At 63.6% G+C, this 18247-nt stretch carries 20 protein-coding genes, 2 tRNA genes and 1 pseudogene; 14 read left to right on the top strand and 9 right to left on the bottom strand.

Annotated features, from left to right (window positions below; genetic code table 11):
- The first annotated feature begins 85 nt into the window (after positions 1–85).
- Complete coding sequence (locus NKH54_RS27495; protein ID WP_023711902.1) at positions 86–2194, top strand: molybdopterin-containing oxidoreductase family protein; 2109 nt, start codon at positions 86–88, stop codon at positions 2192–2194.
- Between the two features lie 58 nt (positions 2195–2252).
- Here NKH54_RS27495 and NKH54_RS27490 read toward each other — a convergent pair whose 3' ends face one another.
- Positions 2253–2729 (bottom strand): Lrp/AsnC family transcriptional regulator, encoded by a 477-nt coding sequence (locus NKH54_RS27490; RefSeq protein WP_023738646.1) that lies wholly within the window; start codon positions 2727–2729, stop codon positions 2253–2255.
- Positions 2730–2832: 103 nt separating this feature from the next.
- On the opposite strand from NKH54_RS27490, the gene NKH54_RS27485 reads away from it, so the two are divergent.
- From NKH54_RS27485 to NKH54_RS27460, 6 genes are all read left to right on the top strand, one after another.
- On the top strand, positions 2833–4035 hold the full coding sequence (locus NKH54_RS27485; RefSeq protein ID WP_352538109.1) for a diaminopropionate ammonia-lyase: 1203 nt from the start codon (positions 2833–2835) through the stop codon (positions 4033–4035).
- 2 nt (positions 4036–4037) lie between these two features.
- A complete protein-coding gene (locus tag NKH54_RS27480) occupies positions 4038–5264 on the top strand; it encodes a Zn-dependent hydrolase (RefSeq protein ID WP_031195177.1) in 1227 nt (408 codons plus the stop codon).
- A gap of 12 nt (positions 5265–5276) precedes the next feature.
- Positions 5277–6449 (top strand): amidohydrolase, encoded by a 1173-nt coding sequence (locus tag NKH54_RS27475; protein ID WP_023831116.1) that lies wholly within the window; start codon positions 5277–5279, stop codon positions 6447–6449.
- Positions 6450–6545: 96 nt separating this feature from the next.
- Positions 6546–7349, top strand: coding sequence for an agmatinase (speB, locus tag NKH54_RS27470; RefSeq protein WP_023727319.1), 804 nt, complete (start codon positions 6546–6548; stop codon positions 7347–7349).
- A 63-nt stretch (positions 7350–7412) separates the two neighbouring features.
- Positions 7413–8186, top strand: coding sequence for a 4-hydroxy-tetrahydrodipicolinate reductase (gene dapB / locus NKH54_RS27465; protein WP_023727318.1), 774 nt, complete (start codon positions 7413–7415; stop codon positions 8184–8186).
- 236 nt (positions 8187–8422) lie between these two features.
- Positions 8423–8656 carry a DUF680 domain-containing protein gene (locus NKH54_RS27460; RefSeq protein WP_023727317.1) on the top strand — a complete coding sequence of 78 codons (234 nt, stop codon included), beginning with the start codon at positions 8423–8425 and terminating at the stop codon, positions 8654–8656.
- Positions 8657–8848: 192 nt separating this feature from the next.
- Here the strand turns inward: NKH54_RS27460 and NKH54_RS27455 are convergent, their stop codons facing one another.
- The 4 genes from NKH54_RS27455 to purM are packed head-to-tail and all read right to left on the bottom strand — an operon-like array spanning position 8849 to position 11513.
- Positions 8849–9364, bottom strand: coding sequence for a SixA phosphatase family protein (locus NKH54_RS27455; protein WP_352545410.1), 516 nt, complete (start codon positions 9362–9364; stop codon positions 8849–8851).
- 10 nt (positions 9365–9374) lie between these two features.
- Positions 9375–9707, bottom strand: coding sequence for a hypothetical protein (locus NKH54_RS27450; RefSeq protein WP_023731097.1), 333 nt, complete (start codon positions 9705–9707; stop codon positions 9375–9377).
- Between the two features lie 22 nt (positions 9708–9729).
- Entirely contained in the window at positions 9730–10437 is a 708-nt protein-coding gene (gene purN, locus NKH54_RS27445; protein WP_023670282.1) for a phosphoribosylglycinamide formyltransferase, read from the bottom strand.
- The gene (gene purM, locus NKH54_RS27440; protein WP_023689059.1) at positions 10434–11513 is read right to left on the bottom strand and encodes a phosphoribosylformylglycinamidine cyclo-ligase; all 1080 of its coding nucleotides are present in this window, start codon (positions 11511–11513) and stop codon (positions 10434–10436) included. The genes purN and purM overlap by 4 nt, the downstream gene beginning before the upstream one ends.
- Before the next feature lie 187 nt (positions 11514–11700).
- On the opposite strand from purM, the pseudogene NKH54_RS27435 reads away from it, so the two are divergent.
- The 5 genes and pseudogenes from NKH54_RS27435 (at position 11701) to NKH54_RS27415 (ending at position 15087) form a co-directional block, all read left to right on the top strand.
- A pseudogene (locus tag NKH54_RS27435) lies at positions 11701–12257 on the top strand (CDP-alcohol phosphatidyltransferase family protein).
- A complete protein-coding gene (locus NKH54_RS27430; RefSeq protein WP_023705318.1) occupies positions 12229–13422 on the top strand; it encodes an AI-2E family transporter in 1194 nt (397 codons plus the stop codon). Before NKH54_RS27435 ends, NKH54_RS27430 begins: the two are co-directional and overlap by 29 nt.
- Positions 13423–13424: 2 nt before the next feature.
- Positions 13425–14129 carry a DnaA regulatory inactivator HdaA gene (gene hdaA, locus NKH54_RS27425; RefSeq protein WP_023711890.1) on the top strand — a complete coding sequence of 235 codons (705 nt, stop codon included), beginning with the start codon at positions 13425–13427 and terminating at the stop codon, positions 14127–14129.
- A 320-nt stretch (positions 14130–14449) separates the two neighbouring features.
- Positions 14450–14707 carry a type II toxin-antitoxin system Phd/YefM family antitoxin gene (locus NKH54_RS27420; protein ID WP_023711889.1) on the top strand — a complete coding sequence of 86 codons (258 nt, stop codon included), beginning with the start codon at positions 14450–14452 and terminating at the stop codon, positions 14705–14707.
- Complete coding sequence (locus tag NKH54_RS27415) at positions 14704–15087, top strand: type II toxin-antitoxin system VapC family toxin (protein ID WP_023713400.1); 384 nt, start codon at positions 14704–14706, stop codon at positions 15085–15087. Before NKH54_RS27420 ends, NKH54_RS27415 begins: the two co-directional genes overlap by 4 nt.
- Positions 15088–15095: 8 nt before the next feature.
- Here the strand turns inward: NKH54_RS27415 and NKH54_RS27410 are convergent, their stop codons facing one another.
- The 4 genes from NKH54_RS27410 to NKH54_RS27395 all read right to left on the bottom strand — a co-directional run bounded on the left by NKH54_RS27410 (position 15096) and on the right by NKH54_RS27395 (position 17519).
- Positions 15096–15356: a hypothetical protein gene (locus NKH54_RS27410; protein ID WP_353029393.1), complete on the bottom strand. Its 261-nt coding sequence runs from the start codon at positions 15354–15356 to the stop codon at positions 15096–15098.
- A gap of 359 nt (positions 15357–15715) precedes the next feature.
- Positions 15716–16027, bottom strand: a complete 312-nt coding sequence (locus tag NKH54_RS27405) for a hypothetical protein (protein WP_023670292.1) — start codon at positions 16025–16027, stop codon at positions 15716–15718.
- 179 nt (positions 16028–16206) lie between these two features.
- Positions 16207–16283: transfer RNA gene (locus NKH54_RS27400), tRNA-Pro, on the bottom strand.
- A 51-nt stretch (positions 16284–16334) separates the two neighbouring features.
- Entirely contained in the window at positions 16335–17519 is a 1185-nt protein-coding gene (locus tag NKH54_RS27395) for a flavin-containing monooxygenase (RefSeq protein WP_353029392.1), read from the bottom strand.
- Between the two features lie 173 nt (positions 17520–17692).
- Between NKH54_RS27395 and NKH54_RS27390 the strand changes: the two genes are divergently transcribed.
- Together NKH54_RS27390 and NKH54_RS27385 are read left to right on the top strand one after the other, a co-directional pair.
- Complete coding sequence (locus tag NKH54_RS27390) at positions 17693–17998, top strand: ETC complex I subunit (protein WP_023670294.1); 306 nt, start codon at positions 17693–17695, stop codon at positions 17996–17998.
- Between the two features lie 60 nt (positions 17999–18058).
- A tRNA-Arg gene (locus NKH54_RS27385) sits at positions 18059–18135 on the top strand.
- Positions 18136–18247 lie beyond the last annotated feature (112 nt).

The following is an 18247-nucleotide window of genomic DNA, read 5'->3' as shown; positions in this document are numbered from 1 at the left end:
CGTCGCTGCGCGCCGACCCTCCCCATCAAGGGGAGGGTAAGATCTGGCCCTACACGCCGCCCGCGAAACCCGCTAAAAACGCCGCATGAACCAGCACGCCAAGGTCAGAATCGGCCACTCCGCCTGTCCGCATGATTGCCCTTCGACCTGCGCGCTCGAGGTCGAACTGCTCGATGGCAACCGCATCGGCCGTGTCCATGGCGCCAAGTCCAATACGTATACGGCTGGTGTGGTCTGCGCCAAGGTCGCGCGCTATGCCGACCGTGTCCACCATCCCGACCGGCTGCTGAAGCCGCTTGTTCGCGCCGACGCCAAGGGCGCCGGCATCTGGAAAGAATCCAGCTGGGAAGCGGCACTCGACCTCGTCGCCGAGAAATTCATCGCGGCCGAGGAAAAATACGGCTCCGAGACCGTCTGGCCTTATTTCTATGCCGGCACGATGGGGCTGGTGCAGCGCGACGGCATCGACCGGCTGCGCCATGCGAAAAAATACTCCGGCTTCTTCGGCTCGATCTGCACCAATCTGGCCTGGACCGGCTGGATGATGGGAGCGGGCGCCTTGCGTGGTCCCGATCCGCGCGAGATGGCGAAGTCCGACTGCGTGGTGATCTGGGGCACCAATGCCGTGGTCACGCAGGTCAATGTCATGACCCACGCCATCAAGGCGCGGAAGGAGCGTGGCGCCAGGATCGTCGTCATCGATGTCTACGAGAACGCGACGATGAAGCAGGCCGATATAGGCCTTGTGCTGAAGCCCGGCACCGATGGCGCGCTGGCCTGCGCGGTCATGCATGTGCTGTTCAGGGAAGGCATGGCCGACCGCGCCTATCTCGAAAGATACACCGACGATCCGAAGGGGCTGGAAGCGCATCTGGAGACGCGCACGCCGGAATGGGCTTCCGCCATCACCGGTCTTGCCGTCACCGAGATCGAGGCTTTCGCACGCCTCGTCGGCACGACGAGGAAAACCTATTTCCGCCTCGGCTATGGCTTTGCCCGCCAGCGCAATGGCTCGGTCAACATGCACGCGGCATCCTGCATCGCCGCCGTCACCGGCGCCTGGCAATATGAGGGTGGCGGTGCCTTCCATTCCAATTCCGGCATCTTCAAGCTCAACCAGGATGTGCTGGAAGGCGCCGCGATGCGCGATCCCAATATTCGCCATCTCGACCAGTCGCGTATCGGCCCGGTGCTGACCGGTGCAGCGGACGCGCTTTACGGTGGCCCGCCGGTGACGGCGATGCTGATCCAGAACACCAACCCGGTGAATGTCGCGCCCGAGCAGCGGCTGGTGAAGCAGGGTTTCCTGCGTGACGACCTGTTCACCTGCGTGCACGAGCAGTTCATGACCGACACGGCAAAGCTCGCCGATGTCGTTTTGCCGGCAACGATGTTTCTCGAGCATGACGACGTCTACAAGGGCGGTGGCAACCAGCACATCACGCTCGGCCCCAAGCTGATCGAACCGCCGGAAGGGCCGCGCACCAACCATTTCGTCATCGAGCAATTGGCGCAACGTCTCGGCGTCGCAGACCGGCCGGGCTTTGGCCTGACCGAGCAGCAGCATATCGACATCATCCTCGGCAAGCGCGGGCTGGGCTCCTTCGCCAGCCTCAAGGAAGACAAATGGGTCGACCTGCAGCCGGATTTCGAGGCGGCGCATTTCATCGATGGTTTCGGCCATGCCGACAAGAAATTTCACTTCCGCGCCAATTGGAGCGGGCAGGCGGCGCCCAACCGGCCGCCGAAAATCATGGGCCTGTTCGGGCCGGTGGCGGAGCTCCCGGAATTCCCCGACCATGTCGACCTGATCGAGGTCGCGGATGCGGAGCATCCGTTCCGGCTCGCCACATCGCCGGCGCGCAACTTTCTCAATTCGACATTCGCCGAGACACCTGTGTCGAGAGCCAAGGAAGGCCGGCCGGAACTCCTGGTGCACCCGGACGATGCCGCCGCGCTTGGATTGGGCGACGGCGACCGTATCGAGGTCGGCAACCGGCGTGGCGAGGTGGTGCTGCACGCAAAGCTGTTCGAAGGCCTCAAGCGCGGCGTGGTGATCGGCGAGGGCATCTGGCCAAACAGCGCCCATGAGCGTGGCGAAGGCATCAATGTGCTCACCGGCGCCGATGCGCCGGCACCTTATGGCGGCGCTGCCTTTCACGACAACAAGGTCTGGCTGCGGCCGGCGGGCTAAAGCAATTCCAGGAAAAGTGTGAGCGGTTTTCCGTCCGGAATTGCGTAAAAGAGACTGGCTATCCCGGCAGAGGCACCGTCAGCCCCACCTTGACACGGTCCATGGCAACGAAGGTGCGGAATTTTCGGACATTCTTGCTGTCGAAGAACAGTCTGCGCGTCAGGGCCTCATAGGCCCCCATGTCGGCCGCGGTGATGACTAGGATGAAGTCGGCCTCGCCGGTGACGTAGTAGCATTGCTGCACTTCGGGCTCTGCCGAGAATTGCCGCTTGGCCGCGTCGATCAGGTCCGAGCGTTCGCTCTCCAGTTCGACCTCGACGAAAATGGTGATGGGCTGGCCGACCACAACGGGGTTGATGACAGCGACGTTGCCGGCAATGACGCCGGACTGTTCCATGCGCTTGATGCGCCGCTGCACCGCCGGCGCCGACAGGTTGACGGCTTCACCGATCAGCCGCTGCGGCGTCGTGTTGTCCCGCTGCAGGATGGCAAGGATGGCGAGGTCGAAACTGTCGAGCGAAGGCGATCGAGGCAAAGCGCTATCCTGGCGAAACAAACTTGCATTTCGAAGCGCCAATAACAGCGCTATTTGCGCCTCGGCTGCAATATGATTTCGTCACACCCAAAGGAGGCCACCCGTGTTCCTGCTCAACAGCAATGCCTTGCACCGCCGGCCGCTCGATCCGGTCGATGCCGAAACGCTGGGGAATGCCGGTGCCGATAAGGTCGAGCGCTTTCTTGCCCATCGCGACAATCACCTCGCAACTCCGTTGCATGCATTGCCGACGCTGGCCGGCGAACTCGGCCTTGGCGCCGTCCACATCAAGGATGAAGGCTTTCGCCTCGGTCTCGGCAGTTTCAAGGCGCTCGGCGGCGCCTATGCCGTTTTTCGACTGGTGCTGGAGGAGGCGAGCCGATCGCTTGGTCGGCCCGTTGACGTGGCCGATCTCAACCGGTTCGACGTCCGGGCGGTCGCTGCCGGCATGACGGTTGCCTGCGCCACCGACGGCAATCATGGCCGCTCGGTCGCGCAAGGTGCACAGTTGGTTGGCGCGAAAGCGGCAATCTTCGTTCACGCCGGCGTCAGCGAGGCGCGCATTGCAGCAATAGCCCGCTATGGCGCCGAGATGATCCGCGTCGACGGCAATTATGACGACTCGGTCAGGCAGGCCGCCGAGGTTTCAGCTGAGCAAGGTTGGACCGTGGTGTCCGACACCTCCTGGCCGGGCTACGAGCGCATCCCCGGTCTGGTCATGCAGGGCTATACGGCGATCGTGCGCGAAGCCTTGCGCCAGTTGCCGCAGCCGCCGACCCATGTCTTCGTGCAGGCCGGTGTCGGCGGCATTGCCGCCGCCCTGGCCGGCCATCTCGCCATCGTGCTCGGTGACGCCAGGCCGACCTTCATCGTCGTCGAGCCAGCCCGCGCCGCCTGCGTTGTCGCAGCCGCCCGGGCGGGCCACGTGGTCAAGGTCGCACACGATCAGCCGACGGTGATGGCGATGCTCGAATGCTACGAGGCCTCGCAAGTTGCCTGGCGCGTTCTGGCGCGGGTTGCCGATGCCTTCATGACAGTGGATGAGGAGGAGGCGGTCGCGGTGATGCGGCGGCTGGCACGGCCGGCTGGCAATGATCCAGTGATCGTCGCCGGCGAAAGCGGCGGCGTCGGTCTGGCCGGGCTGATCCGGGCGGTGGCCGACCACAAGGCCGCGCTCGGGCTCGACGACAAATCCCGCGTGCTGCTGATCAACACCGAAGGCGCCACAGACCCGCATCGCTATACCGAGCTGGTCGGGCAGAGCCCCGCCGATGTGCTGGCCGGCAAGCTGAAGGCCGAGGCATAGCCATGATCGGGATCGATGCACAGCGTCTGCTTGGCCGCATCCGGGAACTCGGCGCCGTTGGCCGCGACAGTGAGGATAGGCTGATCCGGCTCGCCGCCTCCGACACAGACAGACAGGGCCGTGACCTCTTTGTCGGCTGGCTCAGGCAGGCCGGGCTGGAAGTCGCCATCGACCGGGTCGGTAATATCTTCGGCATCTGGCAAAGCCCCGACAATGCCGGGCAGGCGCCGCTGCTCATCGGTTCGCATATCGACACCGTTATCGATGCCGGCATCTATGATGGCTGCTACGGCGTGCTGGCCGGGCTGGAGGTGATCGAGAGGCTGCAGGCTTCGGGCTTTTCGCCGTCGCGCCCGGTCGCGGTCGCCGCTTTCACCAATGAGGAAGGCGTGCGCTACACGCCTGACATGATGGGCTCGCTATGCCATGCCGGTGGCGTCAGCGCCGAGGCCGTGCTGGCCGCCATCGGCACGGATGGCAGCGTGCTCGGCCAGGAGCTCGCCCGCATCGGCTATGCCGGCGACCGCGAACCCGGCTTCCTCAAGCCGCATGCCTATCTCGAACTTCATATCGAGCAAGGGCCGGTGCTGGAGCGTGAAGGCGTGCCGATCGGCGCGGTCGAGAATTTGCAAGGCATTTCCTGGCAGCGCATCACCATCGACGGCGCCGCCAACCATGCCGGCACCACGCCGATGTCGATGCGCAGCGACGCCGGCCACGCCGCCGCCCGCATCATCACCTTCCTGCACGATCGGGCCAGGGCTTCAAATGGGCCAACCGTGGCCACGGTCGGCACGATGCGCTTCGAACCCAACGCCATCAACGTCATTCCCGCGCGCGCCGTCTTCACCATCGACCTGCGCGATCCCGACGAACAGCGCCTGCAGGCGCATGAGGCGGCCCTTGCTGCCTATCTCGAGGAGCTTGAGGTTTCGGAGAACGTATCGATCTCGGTCGAGCGGCTCGCCCGCTTCGAACCGGTGCTATTCGACATCGGCATCGTCGAACTGATCGAGGCGGCCGCGAAGAACCGCGGTCTCGGCGTCAGGCGCATGACATCGGGCGCCGGCCATGACGCGCAGATGATGGCCCGCCTCGCGCCGGCGGCAATGATCTTCGTGCCGAGCGCCGGTGGCATCAGCCACAATCCGCGCGAACACACTGAAGATGCCGAGCTTGTCGCCGGCGCCAACATCCTGCTTGATGTCGCCAGTGAGCTTGCAAAATAGGTCGGGGAGAAAATGGCTGAGCTCGATCGTGATGTGCTGAAGCAGGAAATGACCGGCTGGCGGCGCGATTTGCACGCGCACCCCGAGTTCGGCTTCGAGGAAAAGCGCACCGCTGCCTTTGTCGCCGCGAAGCTGCGCGAATTCGGGCTGGACGATGTTGCAGAGGGGGTCGGCGGCACCGGCGTCGTCGGCACATTGAAGCGCGGCAGCGGCAACCGGGCGATTGCGCTCAGGGCCGACATGGATGCGCTGCGCATCACCGAGCAGTCCGCGACAGCCTATCGCTCGCAGAACCCCGGCATCATGCATGCGTGCGGTCATGACGGCCACACCACCATGCTGCTCGGCGCGGCAAAGCTGCTGGCCGCCGAGGGTGGTTTCGACGGCACCGTGCGTTTCGTTTTCCAGCCGGCCGAGGAGTGGGGCAAGGGCGCGCTGGCAATGCTCGATGACGGGCTGCTGCAGCGCTTCCCCTTCGACGAGATCTTTGGCCTGCACAACATGCCGGGCCTGCCCGTCGGGCATTTCGAGACCCGTGCCGGCCCATTCATGTCGGCGGAGGACAATTTCGAGATCGTGCTCAAGGGCATCGGCGGCCATGCGGCGCGGCCACATTCCGGGAACGAGACCTTGGTCGCCGCCTGCGCGCTGGTCACCAATCTGCAGACCATCGTCTCGCGCCGGCTGAGTCCCGCCGACATTTCGGTGGTTTCGGTGACCGAGCTGATCACCGACGGCACCCGCAACGCATTGCCCGGCCTCGCCCGCATCCTCGGTGACGCCCGCAGTTTTCGTCCCGAGGTCAGCGCCGAGATCGAGCGCCAGATGCGGGTCATCGCGGCAGGCACCGCCGCTGCCTACAATGTCGCCGCCGACGTGACCTATAGCAGGGAATTCGTGCCGCTGCAGAACGATGCCGACCTGGTGGACGCGGCCTTTGTCGCCGCAAGGCGCGTGCTGGCCTATGGCGCCGCCAGCATCGCGGCGGAGCCGATGACCGCCTCGGAGGATTTCGCCCGCTTCCTCGATCACGTACCGGGCTGCTTCGTCTTTCTCGGCAATGGCGAGACCTCGCCGCCGTTGCACAATTCCAGCTACGACTTCAACGATGACGGGCTGTTGCACGGCACGGATTTCCATATCGCGATCGTCAGGCAAAGACTGTGCGGCGCGATCGGGAAATGACGCCTGATCGCCTTCGCAACTGGCCCAAGCGGCACTGCTATCGCCAGCCAGCTGCCGGGTTTAGGGAGATTGCCTGTTGCCGGAGATCGCACGCCGATGACCAGGGTTTCGCTTCTGGGAATACCGCATGACGAGAACTCGTCCTATCTCAAGGGCGCGGCCGCAGCGCCGGCCCTGATCCGGCGGGAACTCAAAAGCGACGCGCACAGCTCGTGGAGCGAAACCGGCTTCGATGTGGCGGACAGTTTCGTCGACCACGGCGACATCGACTTTTCAGGCGCCGGCGGTCCATGGGAGCGGATCGAGGCCGAGGTCGGCCGCGCGCTGGATGCCGGCCACCCGTTGATCAGCCTCGGTGGCGATCATGCCATCGCCTGGCCGGTGCTGCGTGCCGTGCGCCGCCGCCATGCCAGGCTAACGATCGTCCAGATCGACGCCCATCCCGACATCTACGATGCCTATCAGGGCAACAGGCGGTCCCACACCTCGTCCTTCGCGCGCATCCTGGAGGAGGGGCTGGCTGGCCGGCTGATCCAGATCGGCCTGCGCACCCTCAATGATGAGCTTCGTGACCAGCTCAAGCGCTTCGGCGTCGAAATGATCGAGGCGCGGCATTTCAGCGAGGATCTGCAGCTCGATCTCAAGACGCCGGTCTATCTCTCGGTCGATCTCGACGGCCTCGACCCGGCTTGTGCGCCCGGCGTGTCGCACCGCGAACCCGGTGGTCTTACAACCCGGCAAGTGATCAACCTGATCCAGCGGATCGACCAGCCCATCGTCGGCGCCGATGTCGTCGAATACAATGCAAGCCAGGATGTCTCCAATCTCACCGCGCTGGTTGCCGCCAAGCTGGTCAAGGAGATCGCCGGCATGATGCTCAAGACGCATGGCGCCGGCTGAATCAATCTGGCAGGGCGGCATGGTAGATCATTGTTGTGACTCGCATTTCCAGTGAAAGCCGCCATGCCGCATCTGTTGAAGATAGCCATAGCCGGTGCGCTCGGCCGCATGGGCAGCCAGATGGCGCTGGCCGTCGAGGCCGATCCCAGGCTGACGCTCGTCGCCCGCTTTCACAGGCCGGGCAGCATCGGTGAGGGGCTGGTCGAGCGCGACGAAGCACTGGCGCTTGCGGATGTCGTCATCGATTTCACCACGCCTTCGGCCTCCGTCGATCTTGCACAAGCTTGCGCGGCCCGCGGCGGCCCGGCGCTGGTCATCGGCTCGACCGGCTTCGAGCCGGCCGATCTCGCCGCCATCGCTACTGCTTCGAAGTCCGTCGCCATCGTTCGCTCCGGCAGCTACTCGCTCGGGCTCAGCATGCTGACCGGGCTGGTCGAGCAGGCGGCGCGAGCACTTGGTCCCGCCGCCGACATCGAAATCCTGGAAGCGCATCACCGCATGAAGGTCGACGCACCGTCGGGCACGGCGCTGATGCTGGGCGAGGCGGCCGCTCGCGGACATGGCGTCAGGCTGGACGATGTGGCGAAACGCATCCGCGACGGCCTTACAGGTCCACGCCCTGCCGGCGAGATCGGCTTTGCCGTGCTGCGCGGCGGCAGCATCGTCGGCGAGCACAGCGTGAGCTTGCTGGCCGAGGGCGAGACGCTCACGCTTTCCCATTCGGCGGGCCACCGCTCGATGTTCGCGCGCGGCGCCATTGCGGCAGCACGCTGGGTCGCCGTCCGGCCGCCCCGCGAATACGACATGCGCGACGTACTGGGCTTCACGACCTTTTGAGATGCAAGGGTAACGCAACGAGGGGCGTTGGAGGTCGGAGCCGCCTAGAGAATAGAATATAGCAACAACTACGCCATTTCGCGCCTTCCAACACCGAACCGAACGGTTCGGTTCGCACATTTTTGTGATTGGCAATGGCAGCAACGCACACCCACTTCGGGGTGGTCCGAGCGACGCGAATTCCTCCCAAGGCACGCCACTTGACGGACAGAACTGAAAAATCTGGATTACCTGAAATGACCAAGATCGCACTTACCGCTGCTGCCATCCTCCTTGCCACCGGCACCGCTTTCGCAGGCAGCGACCACTACGGCTCCGACGGCGTCAACCAGCCTGCTGTGACAGCGCCCGCCGGCAACATCGATCACAATTATACCGCCTCGATCCGCAAGCCGGCCAGCCTCGGCGATTTCACGATCAAGGGCGACTCGAACCAGCCGGAATCCGGCCAGGGCATCTGGGGTCGTTGATTTTCTGAGAAATCTACGACCACAAAGAGCGGTGGGCCCGGCCCACCGCTCTTGTTTTTATGCAATCGACTCGGGCCGCAAAGATCTTGAATCAATCCGCCAGCAATTGGTCCTATCTCCTTGTTTGACCGTGGTCTTTTCAAAACACGGTTTGCGGCTGTCACCTGCGGCTAGCCCGTTAAGCAGCTTGGTCTAGCTTAGATCCTTCGGCTTGATGCAATGCGTCAACCGGGCCGCGCCGAAGCCGAGATCCGCCCAGTCGCCGTCGATGACAAAGCGGGCAAGGGCGCCGGTCGGGAGTTTCTCTTCAAGTTTCCTTAGAGCAGCCACACCCGATCGCGGACCGGCGAGCCGGCGGGCAAAGTCCTCCAGGCCGGGATTATGGCCGAGCACCAGGAGACAGCTAGCCGATGCGACTGCCTGCTGCACCTCTGCCAGAATGTCGCCAGCCGTGGCTTCGAAAAGCGCCTCGGCGAACTCCACCGTTACGCTCGCCGAAAGTTCCGCCGAGACCAGCCGCCATGTCTCGCGCGTGCGCAGCGCCGGCGACACCAGCGCCAGGTCAGGCTGCCAACTGCGCCGGGCCAGTTCGCGCCCCATCATCGGCGCCGTCTTCAGCCCGCGCGGCCCGAGCGGCCGGTCGAAATCAGCAAGCGCCGGGTCGTCCCAGCTCGACTTGGCGTGGCGAAGAAGAAGCAGCTGTTTCATCTGTTAGATCTCAGGACCAGGGAATTTCGCGCTGGAAGTCCTTGCCGTATCCGCCACCGTATTTAGCGCCCGTAGCGGCATCAAAGGCTGCCGACAAAGTGCCGAAGACGAACAGGCCGACGCGCCTCTCATCTTTGTCCCATTGGACGGCAATATCCGCTTCGGTGATCGCCCAGGCACCCGATCGAATATGAATTGCGCCGATGATCCGCCCAACTACCTCGTCATGCGCTTCGTATAGGTAAAAATAAGCCGTGGCGTTTGCTGGCCCTTCAGTGTCGTCATATTCAAAGACGCCGGCGAGATCGCCTTTTCCCCGGATCGCGCTGTCAAAAATATCCAAGGGCTTTCAGGTCCTGAAGCGCCTACGGCGTGATCCGCGCCAGATGTTCGAGATCGCGCTCTTCGCGCAGCGGGTCGGGGGCCATCACCACGGAAGTTCCGTTTTCGGCATCGTCGGCGAAATGTGCCAGCACGGTGCGGCCGCCTTCCATGTGCGCCTTGCCGTCGGCGACCAGCCCGAGCGCCAGCGCATAAAGCCGGTGCTCGGCCTTCAGCACTCTGGCGGCCAGCGTGTCTTCGTTGTCGCCGACCATCACCGGCACCGCTGCCTGCGCGATGATCGGGCCGTCATCCATCTCTGATGTGACGAAATGCACCGTGCAGCCATGAATGCGAATTCCGGCGCGCAGGGCGCGCGCATGCGTATCGAGCCCTTTGAAGGCCGGCAGCAGGGCAGGGTGGATGTTGAGCATGCGCCCTTGCCACTTCTCGACCAGGCCGCGGGAGAGAATGCGCAGATAGCCGGCCAGCGCCACGATCTCGGCGTTGAACGCAATCAGAGCGGCGTCGATCGCCACATCATGCGCTTCCTTGCTGGCATGGTCGGCGCGCACGATGACCTTGGTCGGGATACCGCGCGCGGCCGCGATGCCGAGGCCGGCGGCGTTGGCCCGGTCGGAAATGACGCCAACGATCTCGGCGGGATAGGCCGGGTCGCTCGCCGCCGCGATTAGCGCCGTCATGTTCGAGCCGCGTCCCGAGATCAAAACAACCGTGCGTTTCCTGCTCATAGGCCGATCGAGCCCCGATAGATAACGCCGGCGTCGCGGCGCGGCACGATGCGGCCGATCGGCGTCACCGTCTCGCCGGCCTCCTGCAGCACGGCTGCGACCTGTGCGGCCTGGCCGGAGGCGACGACGAGGATCATGCCGATACCGCAGTTGAAGGTGCGCATCATCTCCTCCGGCGCCACGCCGCCAGTCTTCGCCAGCCAGGAAAACACCTGCGGCACATCGATGGCATTGAGATCGAGCTCTGCGGAAAAGTCCTTTGGCAGGACGCGCGGGATGTTTTCGGGGAAACCGCCGCCGGTGATGTGGGCCAGCGCCTTGATGCCGTGCGTGCCACGGATCGCTTTGAGGACCGACTTCACATAGATGCGGGTCGGCTCGAGCAGCGCCTCTGCCAGCGTCGCCTCATCGTTGAACGGCGCCGGATCGCCCCAGGCAAGACCGCTGACGCCAACGATGCGGCGCACCAGCGAAAAGCCATTCGAATGCAGGCCCGAGGAAGCCAGGCCAAGCAGCACGTCGCCTTCGACGATATCGTCGGTCGGCAGCAACTGGCCGCGTTCGGCAGCACCGACGGCGAAACCGGCCAGGTCGTAATCCTTGTCGTGATACATGCCGGGCATTTCGGCCGTCTCGCCGCCGATCAGCGCGCAGCCGGCCTGTCGGCAGCCGATTGCTATGCCGCCGACGATTGCCGCCCCCTGGTCGGGGTCGAGCTTGCCGGTGGCGAAATAGTCGAGGAAGAACAGTGGCTCGGCGCCCTGCACGACGATGTCGTTGACGCACATGGCGACGAGGTCGATGCCGATCGTGTCGTGCTTGCCGGCATCGATGGCGATCTTCAGCTTGGTGCCGACGCCGTCATTGGCGGCAACCAGCACCGGATCCGTGAAACCCGCCGCCTTGAGGTCGAACAGGCCGCCAAAACCGCCGATCTCGCCATCGGCGCCCGGCCGGCGCGTCGCGCGCACCAGCGGCTTGATCTTCTCGACCATGAGGTTGCCGGCATCGATGTCGACGCCCGCCTCGGCATAGGTGAGCCCGTTCTTGCGCTTGGCCCGGTCGCCCTTGCTCATCGTCGGCGCATCCCTGTTTCCCTCGGCGGCTCTTCGCATGAATGGTTTCGGGGGGCAAGGATGACGACAGGATACCGGGCTTTTGCCCAAGATAAATACGTGGACAGTCGCCCCTTCACCGCTGGTCCTTGCACCCACAATCCAACTCCATCATCTATCTGCAGAATAAGCATGGCGGGACATGCCTTTGACCATTCCCAACCTCATCACCATCCTGCGCTTCGTGCTGGTTCCGGCCGTCGTACTGGCGATGCTGAACATGCGCTGGGACTGGGCCTTTGCCGGCTTTCTCGTTGCAGGCATTTCCGATGGCGTCGACGGCTTCATCGCCCGCCGCTTCAACCAGCAATCGAGACTAGGCGCCTATCTCGATCCGATGGCCGACAAGGTGCTTCTGGTCTCGGTGTTCGTGGTCATGGGCTTCATCGGGAAATTGCCGCTGTGGCTGGTGGTGACCATGGTGTCACGCGATGCGCTGATCATCTGCGCCGTGCTCTTGTCCACGGTCATGGCGCATCCGGTCGAGATGAAGCCGCTCTATGTGTCGAAGGCCAACACCGCCGCCCAGATCGTGCTGGCGCCGTGGTGCTGGGCGAACTTGCCCTTGGCCTCCACCTCGACCCGCTCAGGCCTGCGCTCATATTGCTGTCCGGGGTCTTGACCGTGGCTTCGGCCGCGGCCTATCTCGTGGCTTGGCTGAGGCATATGAGCGGCTATGGCGAAGGCTCCACCCCGGGTAGTTGACAAGAATGCCGCGACTGCCGCGCTGGCAGAGGCGGCTGCGTCCCTGGCGTTTCGCCGCCAGATTTTCTTCTGGCTGGGCACGGCAATCTTCCTGGCGCTGTTCCTCTACATTTTTTCCAGCATCCTGTTGCCGTTCGTTGCCGGCATGGTGCTGGCCTATTTTCTCGACCCGGTCGCCGACCGGCTGCAACGCCTCGGCCTCTCCCGGCTGATGGCGACGGTGGTCATCCTGATTGCCTTCATCGTCCTTTTGGTGCTGGCCTTCGTCATCCTGGTTCCGGTACTGGCCACGCAGATGGCCGATTTCGCCAGCAAGCTGCCGGAATATCTGACCCGGCTGCAGTCGCTGATCACCAGCTTCGATCCGAAATGGCTGGAGCAGAAATTCGGCGTCAATGCCAATGGCCTGCGCGACGGGCTGAATTCGCTGCTCACTTCCGGTTTCGGCCTGCTGAGCACCGTCTTCACCTCGATCTGGAGTTCCGGCGTTGCTCTGGTGTCGGTGGTCAGCCTGTTCGTGGTCACTCCGGTTGTCGCTTTCTACATGCTGCTCGACTGGGATCGCATGGTGGCGGTCGTCGACAGCTGGGTGCCGCGCGATTATGTCGGGACGGTCAGGGCGATCTCCAGGGACATCAACACCGCGACCGCCGGCTTCGTGCGCGGCCAGGGCACGCTGTGCCTGGTGCTCGGCGGCATGTATGCCACCGGCCTGACGCTGACCGGGCTGAATTTCGCCATCCTCATCGGCCTCTTCGCCGGGCTGATCTCGTTCATCCCTTATGTCGGCTCGCTGACCGGACTGGTCCTGGCCGTCGGCGTCGCCTTCGTCCAGTTCTGGCCGGACTGGACCATGATCGTTGCTGTCGCCGTGGTGTTCTTCATCGGCCAGTTCATCGAAGGCAACATCCTGCAGCCCAGATTGGTCGGAAAAAGCGTCGGCCTGCACCCGGTCTGGCTGATGTTTGCGCTGTTCGCTTTCGGCGCCCTGTTCGGCTTCGTCGGCCTTTTGATCGCCGTTCCTGCTTCGGCGGCGGTTGCCGTGCTGGTGCGCTTTGCCATTGCCCGCTATCTCGAATCGCCGCTCTACAAGGGACACTCCACCGAGCCAGTCCCGCCGCTGCCCGCCGCTCGCGGCGGCGGCCACCGGTCGCCGCGCGGCTGAACGTGACGGATCATAAGACCGAACCGCCGCGCCAACTGCCGCTCGACCTTGGCCACGGCACCGGCTACTCGCGCGACGAACTGGTGGTGTCGGCCACCAACCGCGAGGCGGCAGCCCTTGTCGATCGCTGGCCGGACTGGCCGTCGCCGGTGATCGTGCTCGCTGGCCCGGCCGGTTCCGGCAAGACACATCTGGGCTCGATCTGGCAGGCGCGGGCCAACGCTGTGGCGGTCGATGCCCAGCGCATCGGCAATGCCATCACCGGGCTTGGCGGCAGGCCCGCGCTGATCGACGATGTCGACAAGACAGCCATCGACGAGGCGGGCCTGTTCCATCTCATCAATGAAGTGCGCGGCGCCGGGGCCACCTTGCTGTTGACGGCGCGGCGCTTCCCCGCCGCCTGGAGGGTGACGTTGCCCGATCTTGCCTCGCGGCTGAAGGCGGCGGCAACCGTCGAGATCCATGAGCCGGACGATTTGCTTCTGGCCGGTGTCATCGCCAAACTCTTCGCCGACCGCCAGGTCGAGGTCGAGCCGCATGTCGTGCAATATCTGGTGCGCCGCATCGAGCGCTCGCTGGCCACCGCCATGCGCGTGGTCGAACGCCTCGACCGCACGGCGCTTGAGCGCAAGACGCCGATCACCAGGGCGCTCGCCGCCGAGATCGTCAGCGCCATGGATGAAGGGCAGGGCGAGTTCGAGGTTTAGGCAGTGGAAGGAGAAGACTCCGCTCCTGTCCCATTTCGAGAAGAAACCTCTGGCATCCATCTTGCAACACTGCGTTTGCCGGCTGACCCCGGTCCTGATCGCGTTCCTGATCGGGTTGTAGGCTCGCCGGGAGTGATGATTGGGGTTCTCGCCCGGCGAGCTTACCTTCAGATAGAATCGCCGCAAGGCCTACGATTGCGCGCCAGCTGTCATTCAGACTTCACCAAGCCGCAAGATCTCATCGTCCTGCATTGAAATGGACCATTAGATGGTCTACTTTTTGGATATGGACCAGAGCATGGTCCATAAAGGAGCGGTCAATGCAGGTATCCGTTACAGACGCCAAGGGGCAGCTCACCGAACTGGTGCGTCGTGCCGAGGCTGGGGATGAAATTATCCTGACCCGCCATGGTCATGCAGCCGTGCGCCTTGTTCCCGTGAAGGCTGCCCCTGACAGGAAAGGCCGCCGGGCATTGCTGGAGGCAATGCGAGCATCCGGCGCTGCCAAGGCAAAGGCCGGGTCGGATGCCGCGCGGAGCCAGGATTTCCTCTATGGCGCTGATGGCCTGCCCGAATGATCGTGGTCGATACCTCGGCCCTGATGGCGATCGTTCTTGCCGAATCTCAATCCAGTGCCTGCATTGCGGCGCTGGAAGCCGAAGACGATATTTTGATCTCGGCTGGCACAGTGGCCGAGGCGCTGATCGTGGCGGATAGGCGCAATGTCGGTGAGGAAATGGCCGGCCTGATCGACGGGCTCGGCTTCGAGGTCACGGCGGTGACACCAGCCTCTGGCCGACGCATAGCCGAGGCGTATGGGCGATGGGGCAAGGGTATTCATCCGGCCGGGCTCAATTTCGGCGATTGCTTTGCCTATGAAGTGGCAAAGGATCGAGCCTGCCGCTTGCTCTATGTTGGCGACGATTTTTCGAAGACCGATATCGAGAGCGCTCTATAGAGCTACGTTTATGCCCACAACGCCGCCAGATACCGGACCAGCAGATAGACCACCGTATGCGCTGCCACGTAGCACGCGGCGACGACGACAAAGAACAGGACGCTGGCGGGCCACGAGCGGGGACGGCCTTGCCTCTTGCTCGGCCGGTTGTTCCAGATCCACAGGGCTGCACAGATAATGGCCCAGACGACGACGAACGGAACCGTGATGCCGATGTAAGCGAAGTAGGCAGGGCCAATCAGCGAAAGCCATGTCTCGAGACCAAGCATCCAGAATCTCCCCTTTGCCCGGAGTCTAATGCATGTCGCTCAAAAGTGGTCCCGGTTTTGAGAGAACGACATGCATCACCTGGATACGTTTCAGCGCGACGTACTTTTAGACCGGCGGTAGAGGTGGAAGCGGGGGGATTATCCCTGCGTCGGATTTTCAGCCAAACCCGCAGAAGGGATGCTGTTCGATGATACGGGCGCCTGATGTCGCCGCTCAAGTGGCCCCGGTTTTGAGAGAACCACATGCATCAAACAAGACCTCAAGCGCGTCGCGTGAGTCCGTTCAAATGAGGCGCGCTTTAGGTCAGATTGGTGCTCCGGTCGCCAAACTCGGCCGTAGCAGGTCTAAAGCGATCGGATCAGCCGCAGACCCTGACCTCTTCGACGACCCTGTGGTGATGGCGCCAGTGCCTGACCAGTTCGATATGGCAGCGGTGATGGCGATGGTGGCGCCGCCATTGGCCATCCTGGTTGTCGCTGTAGTCGTCGCCATAGTCGTCGCTATAGTCTTTGTGGCGCTGGTGATGGCGAAGAATCTGTATATCGCCATCGTCGGACGAATATTGATCGTCGTCATCGGACTGGATAGTCAGACTGGCGGCTTGCGCCGGTGCGATCAAAGCCGCCGTTCCGGCGAACGCGATCATCGAGGCGACGAGAAGGGTTTTCATTGTTTGCTCCTTGGGTTGAACATACACAACTCTCGGAGCGAACTGGTGTTCCAATGTAGGGTCCGATCGGCGAGCGGCTGCTGCTTGGGCAATGCGTGCCGCCATGCGCTACCGGCGAGGCAGCCATTGGCGACCTTGGGAGTGATACCTTGGGCAAGGACTGGCTTTGTGGGAAAAAATGGTCGGAGTGGAGAGATTCGAACTCCCGACCCTCTGGTCCCAAACCAGATGCGCTACCAGGCTGCGCTACACTCCGAGGCCCTGCGGCGTATACGGTTCCGGACCCTGTCGCGCAACCCCTAAAACATTAAACGGGGCTTGGCGGTATGCGCTCCCGCGCAATCCTGGCTGCGATCGCCTTGGCCTGGATGCGAGCATTGGCGAAGCAGCCGCGGATGCTTGGCCGCATGCCGGTGAACCACAGGCCCGGCAGTTTCGGGTCGCTGTCGGCGCCGTTGAACAGCGGCACGCCCTTTTGGTCGAGCACGCCGAGCCTGCCCAGCATGGCCTCGAGCCCGGTGCGGTAGCCGGTCGCGGCGATGACGATATCGGGCTGGATCGTCGCGCCATCGTCGAAAACGACCGTGTCGCCGGTAAATTCCCGCACGGTTGGCAGCACGATGATCCTGCGGTCCTTGATGGCATCGACGGCGCCGTCATCGGTGGCGATGGCGGTATAATCCGACGCCAGCCGGCTTGCGCCGCCCGAAGGCGTCGGCGGCAGGCCGTAGGCCGTGAGGTCGCCGAAGGCCCATCGCTGCGTCGCCGCCATCACCGCATCGGCGAGCTTGAACGGCAGCCGCGCCAGGATCGGCGAAAACCGGTGGACGGCGATCTGGCCGAGGCGCTTGGGCAGCAGTGCCGGACCGTTGCGCGCCGACAGCCAGATCTGTCCCGCGTCGGCTGCCACCAGGTGATTGAGCACGTCGAAGCCGGAATTGCCGGCGCCGACGACCAGCACTTTCTTGCCCGCATAGGCCTTGGCGTTACCGAATGCGGCCGAATGGATGATGCGTCCGGCAAAGGCCTTCATGCCTTTCCAGGCCGGGATGAAGGGCTGCCGGTCGCGCCCGGTGGCGATGACGACATGGCGCGCCAGCCGCGGCCCGGCACTGGTCCGCACAAGCCAGTGGTCGCCCTCGAAGCCAATCTCCTCGACCGCGATGCCGAACTCGACCGGCAGCCGGTGCATGGCGTGGAATTCGTTCAAATGGCCGATGATGGTGTTTCGGTGCGGAAAGGCAGGGGTGCCGGCAGGAAAGGAAACGCCCGGCAGCGCCGAAAGGTCGCGATGCGTGTTGAGATGCAGTCGCTCGTGCCGCCCGTGCCATGGCTCGGCCAGCCGGGCTTCCTTTTCCAACACCATCACAGGCACGCCGGTCTTGAGCAGCGCATGGGCTGCGGTCAAGCCGGCTGCCCCGGCGCCGATCACGATCGCGCCGTCGAAAATCGCTTGGCTGTCGGCCTCGGCGTGCAAAATCCCTGCGTCCATGCCTCTTTGTGTCGCCATCATGACCATGACTTTTGATGCTACGCCAGTGTATCGGGCCGATGCCGCTGCCGAAGCGGCCTGGTTGCAGGCCGCTTCGGCCTTGCCGTCGGCAGTGTTGCACAGTATTGACTGAAATAAGGCGGCGCTACCGCCAACGCAGCTACGAGGTGCCCATGTCCGCGCGAATTTTCAGCCCAGCCAAAACCGCGATGCAGTCCGGCAAGGCCAAGACCGGCCATTGGGTGCTGGAATTCGATCCCGCCCAACGCAAGAAGATCGACCCGCTGATGGGCTACACCACATCGGGCGACATGCTGAGCCAGATCAGGCTGACCTTCGACACCAGGGAAGAGGCGGTGGCCTATGCCGAAAAGCAGGGCCTGGCCTTCCGTGTCGAGGAGCCGAAAGAGACCAAGCGCCGGCAGATTTCCTATGCGGAAAATTTCCGCTATGACCGCAGGATACCCTGGACGCATTGACCGGCGGTCAGCGCCTGGCACATAGACACCAGCCGGCCAAGATATCAAATGCCGGCCAGCGGTCCCGTAGCTCAGCTGGATAGAGCACCGGCCTTCTAAGCCGATGGTCACAGGTTCGAATCCTGTCGGGATCGCCAATTTTGCCGGGGTCCATTCCGGACACATAGGTTACGGTTTATATCGGAGACATGGGTAACACTTTTGGCCCGAAGGGGTTTTGGAGTGGTTCGAGCCTGCATGTCTCATCAT

The sequence above is a fragment of the Mesorhizobium sp. M1004 genome, from assembly GCF_040318795.1.
GTDB lineage: Bacteria > Pseudomonadota > Alphaproteobacteria > Rhizobiales > Rhizobiaceae > Mesorhizobium.
The sequence above is the reverse complement of the archived record's forward strand: the minus strand, read 5'-3'. Positions and strand labels throughout refer to the sequence as shown.

Bases quoted from the DNA above. Each gene is read 5' to 3' on its own strand.
- dapB (WP_023727318.1), top strand. From the start codon at position 7,413: ATGCCGCATCTGTTGAAGATAGCCATAGCCGGTGCGCTCGGCCGCATG.
- NKH54_RS27405 (WP_023670292.1), bottom strand. From the start codon at position 16,027: ATGAAAACCCTTCTCGTCGCCTCGATGATCGCGTTCGCCGGAACGGCG.
- speB (WP_023727319.1), top strand. From the start codon at position 6,546: ATGACCAGGGTTTCGCTTCTGGGAATACCGCATGACGAGAACTCGTCC.
- NKH54_RS27395 (WP_353029392.1), bottom strand. From the start codon at position 17,519: ATGGACGCAGGGATTTTGCACGCCGAGGCCGACAGCCAAGCGATTTTC.
- NKH54_RS27390 (WP_023670294.1), top strand. From the start codon at position 17,693: ATGTCCGCGCGAATTTTCAGCCCAGCCAAAACCGCGATGCAGTCCGGC.
- NKH54_RS27455 (WP_352545410.1), bottom strand. From the start codon at position 9,364: ATGAAACAGCTGCTTCTTCTTCGCCACGCCAAGTCGAGCTGGGACGAC.
- NKH54_RS27420 (WP_023711889.1), top strand. From the start codon at position 14,450: ATGCAGGTATCCGTTACAGACGCCAAGGGGCAGCTCACCGAACTGGTG.
- NKH54_RS27410 (WP_353029393.1), bottom strand. From the start codon at position 15,356: ATGCTTGGTCTCGAGACATGGCTTTCGCTGATTGGCCCTGCCTACTTC.
- purM (WP_023689059.1), bottom strand. From the start codon at position 11,513: ATGAGCAAGGGCGACCGGGCCAAGCGCAAGAACGGGCTCACCTATGCC.
- purN (WP_023670282.1), bottom strand. From the start codon at position 10,437: ATGAGCAGGAAACGCACGGTTGTTTTGATCTCGGGACGCGGCTCGAAC.
- NKH54_RS27475 (WP_023831116.1), top strand. From the start codon at position 5,277: ATGGCTGAGCTCGATCGTGATGTGCTGAAGCAGGAAATGACCGGCTGG.
- NKH54_RS27460 (WP_023727317.1), top strand. From the start codon at position 8,423: ATGACCAAGATCGCACTTACCGCTGCTGCCATCCTCCTTGCCACCGGC.
- NKH54_RS27495 (WP_023711902.1), top strand. From the start codon at position 86: ATGAACCAGCACGCCAAGGTCAGAATCGGCCACTCCGCCTGTCCGCAT.
- NKH54_RS27430 (WP_023705318.1), top strand. From the start codon at position 12,229: ATGGCGAAGGCTCCACCCCGGGTAGTTGACAAGAATGCCGCGACTGCC.
- NKH54_RS27480 (WP_031195177.1), top strand. From the start codon at position 4,038: ATGATCGGGATCGATGCACAGCGTCTGCTTGGCCGCATCCGGGAACTC.
- NKH54_RS27415 (WP_023713400.1), top strand. From the start codon at position 14,704: ATGATCGTGGTCGATACCTCGGCCCTGATGGCGATCGTTCTTGCCGAA.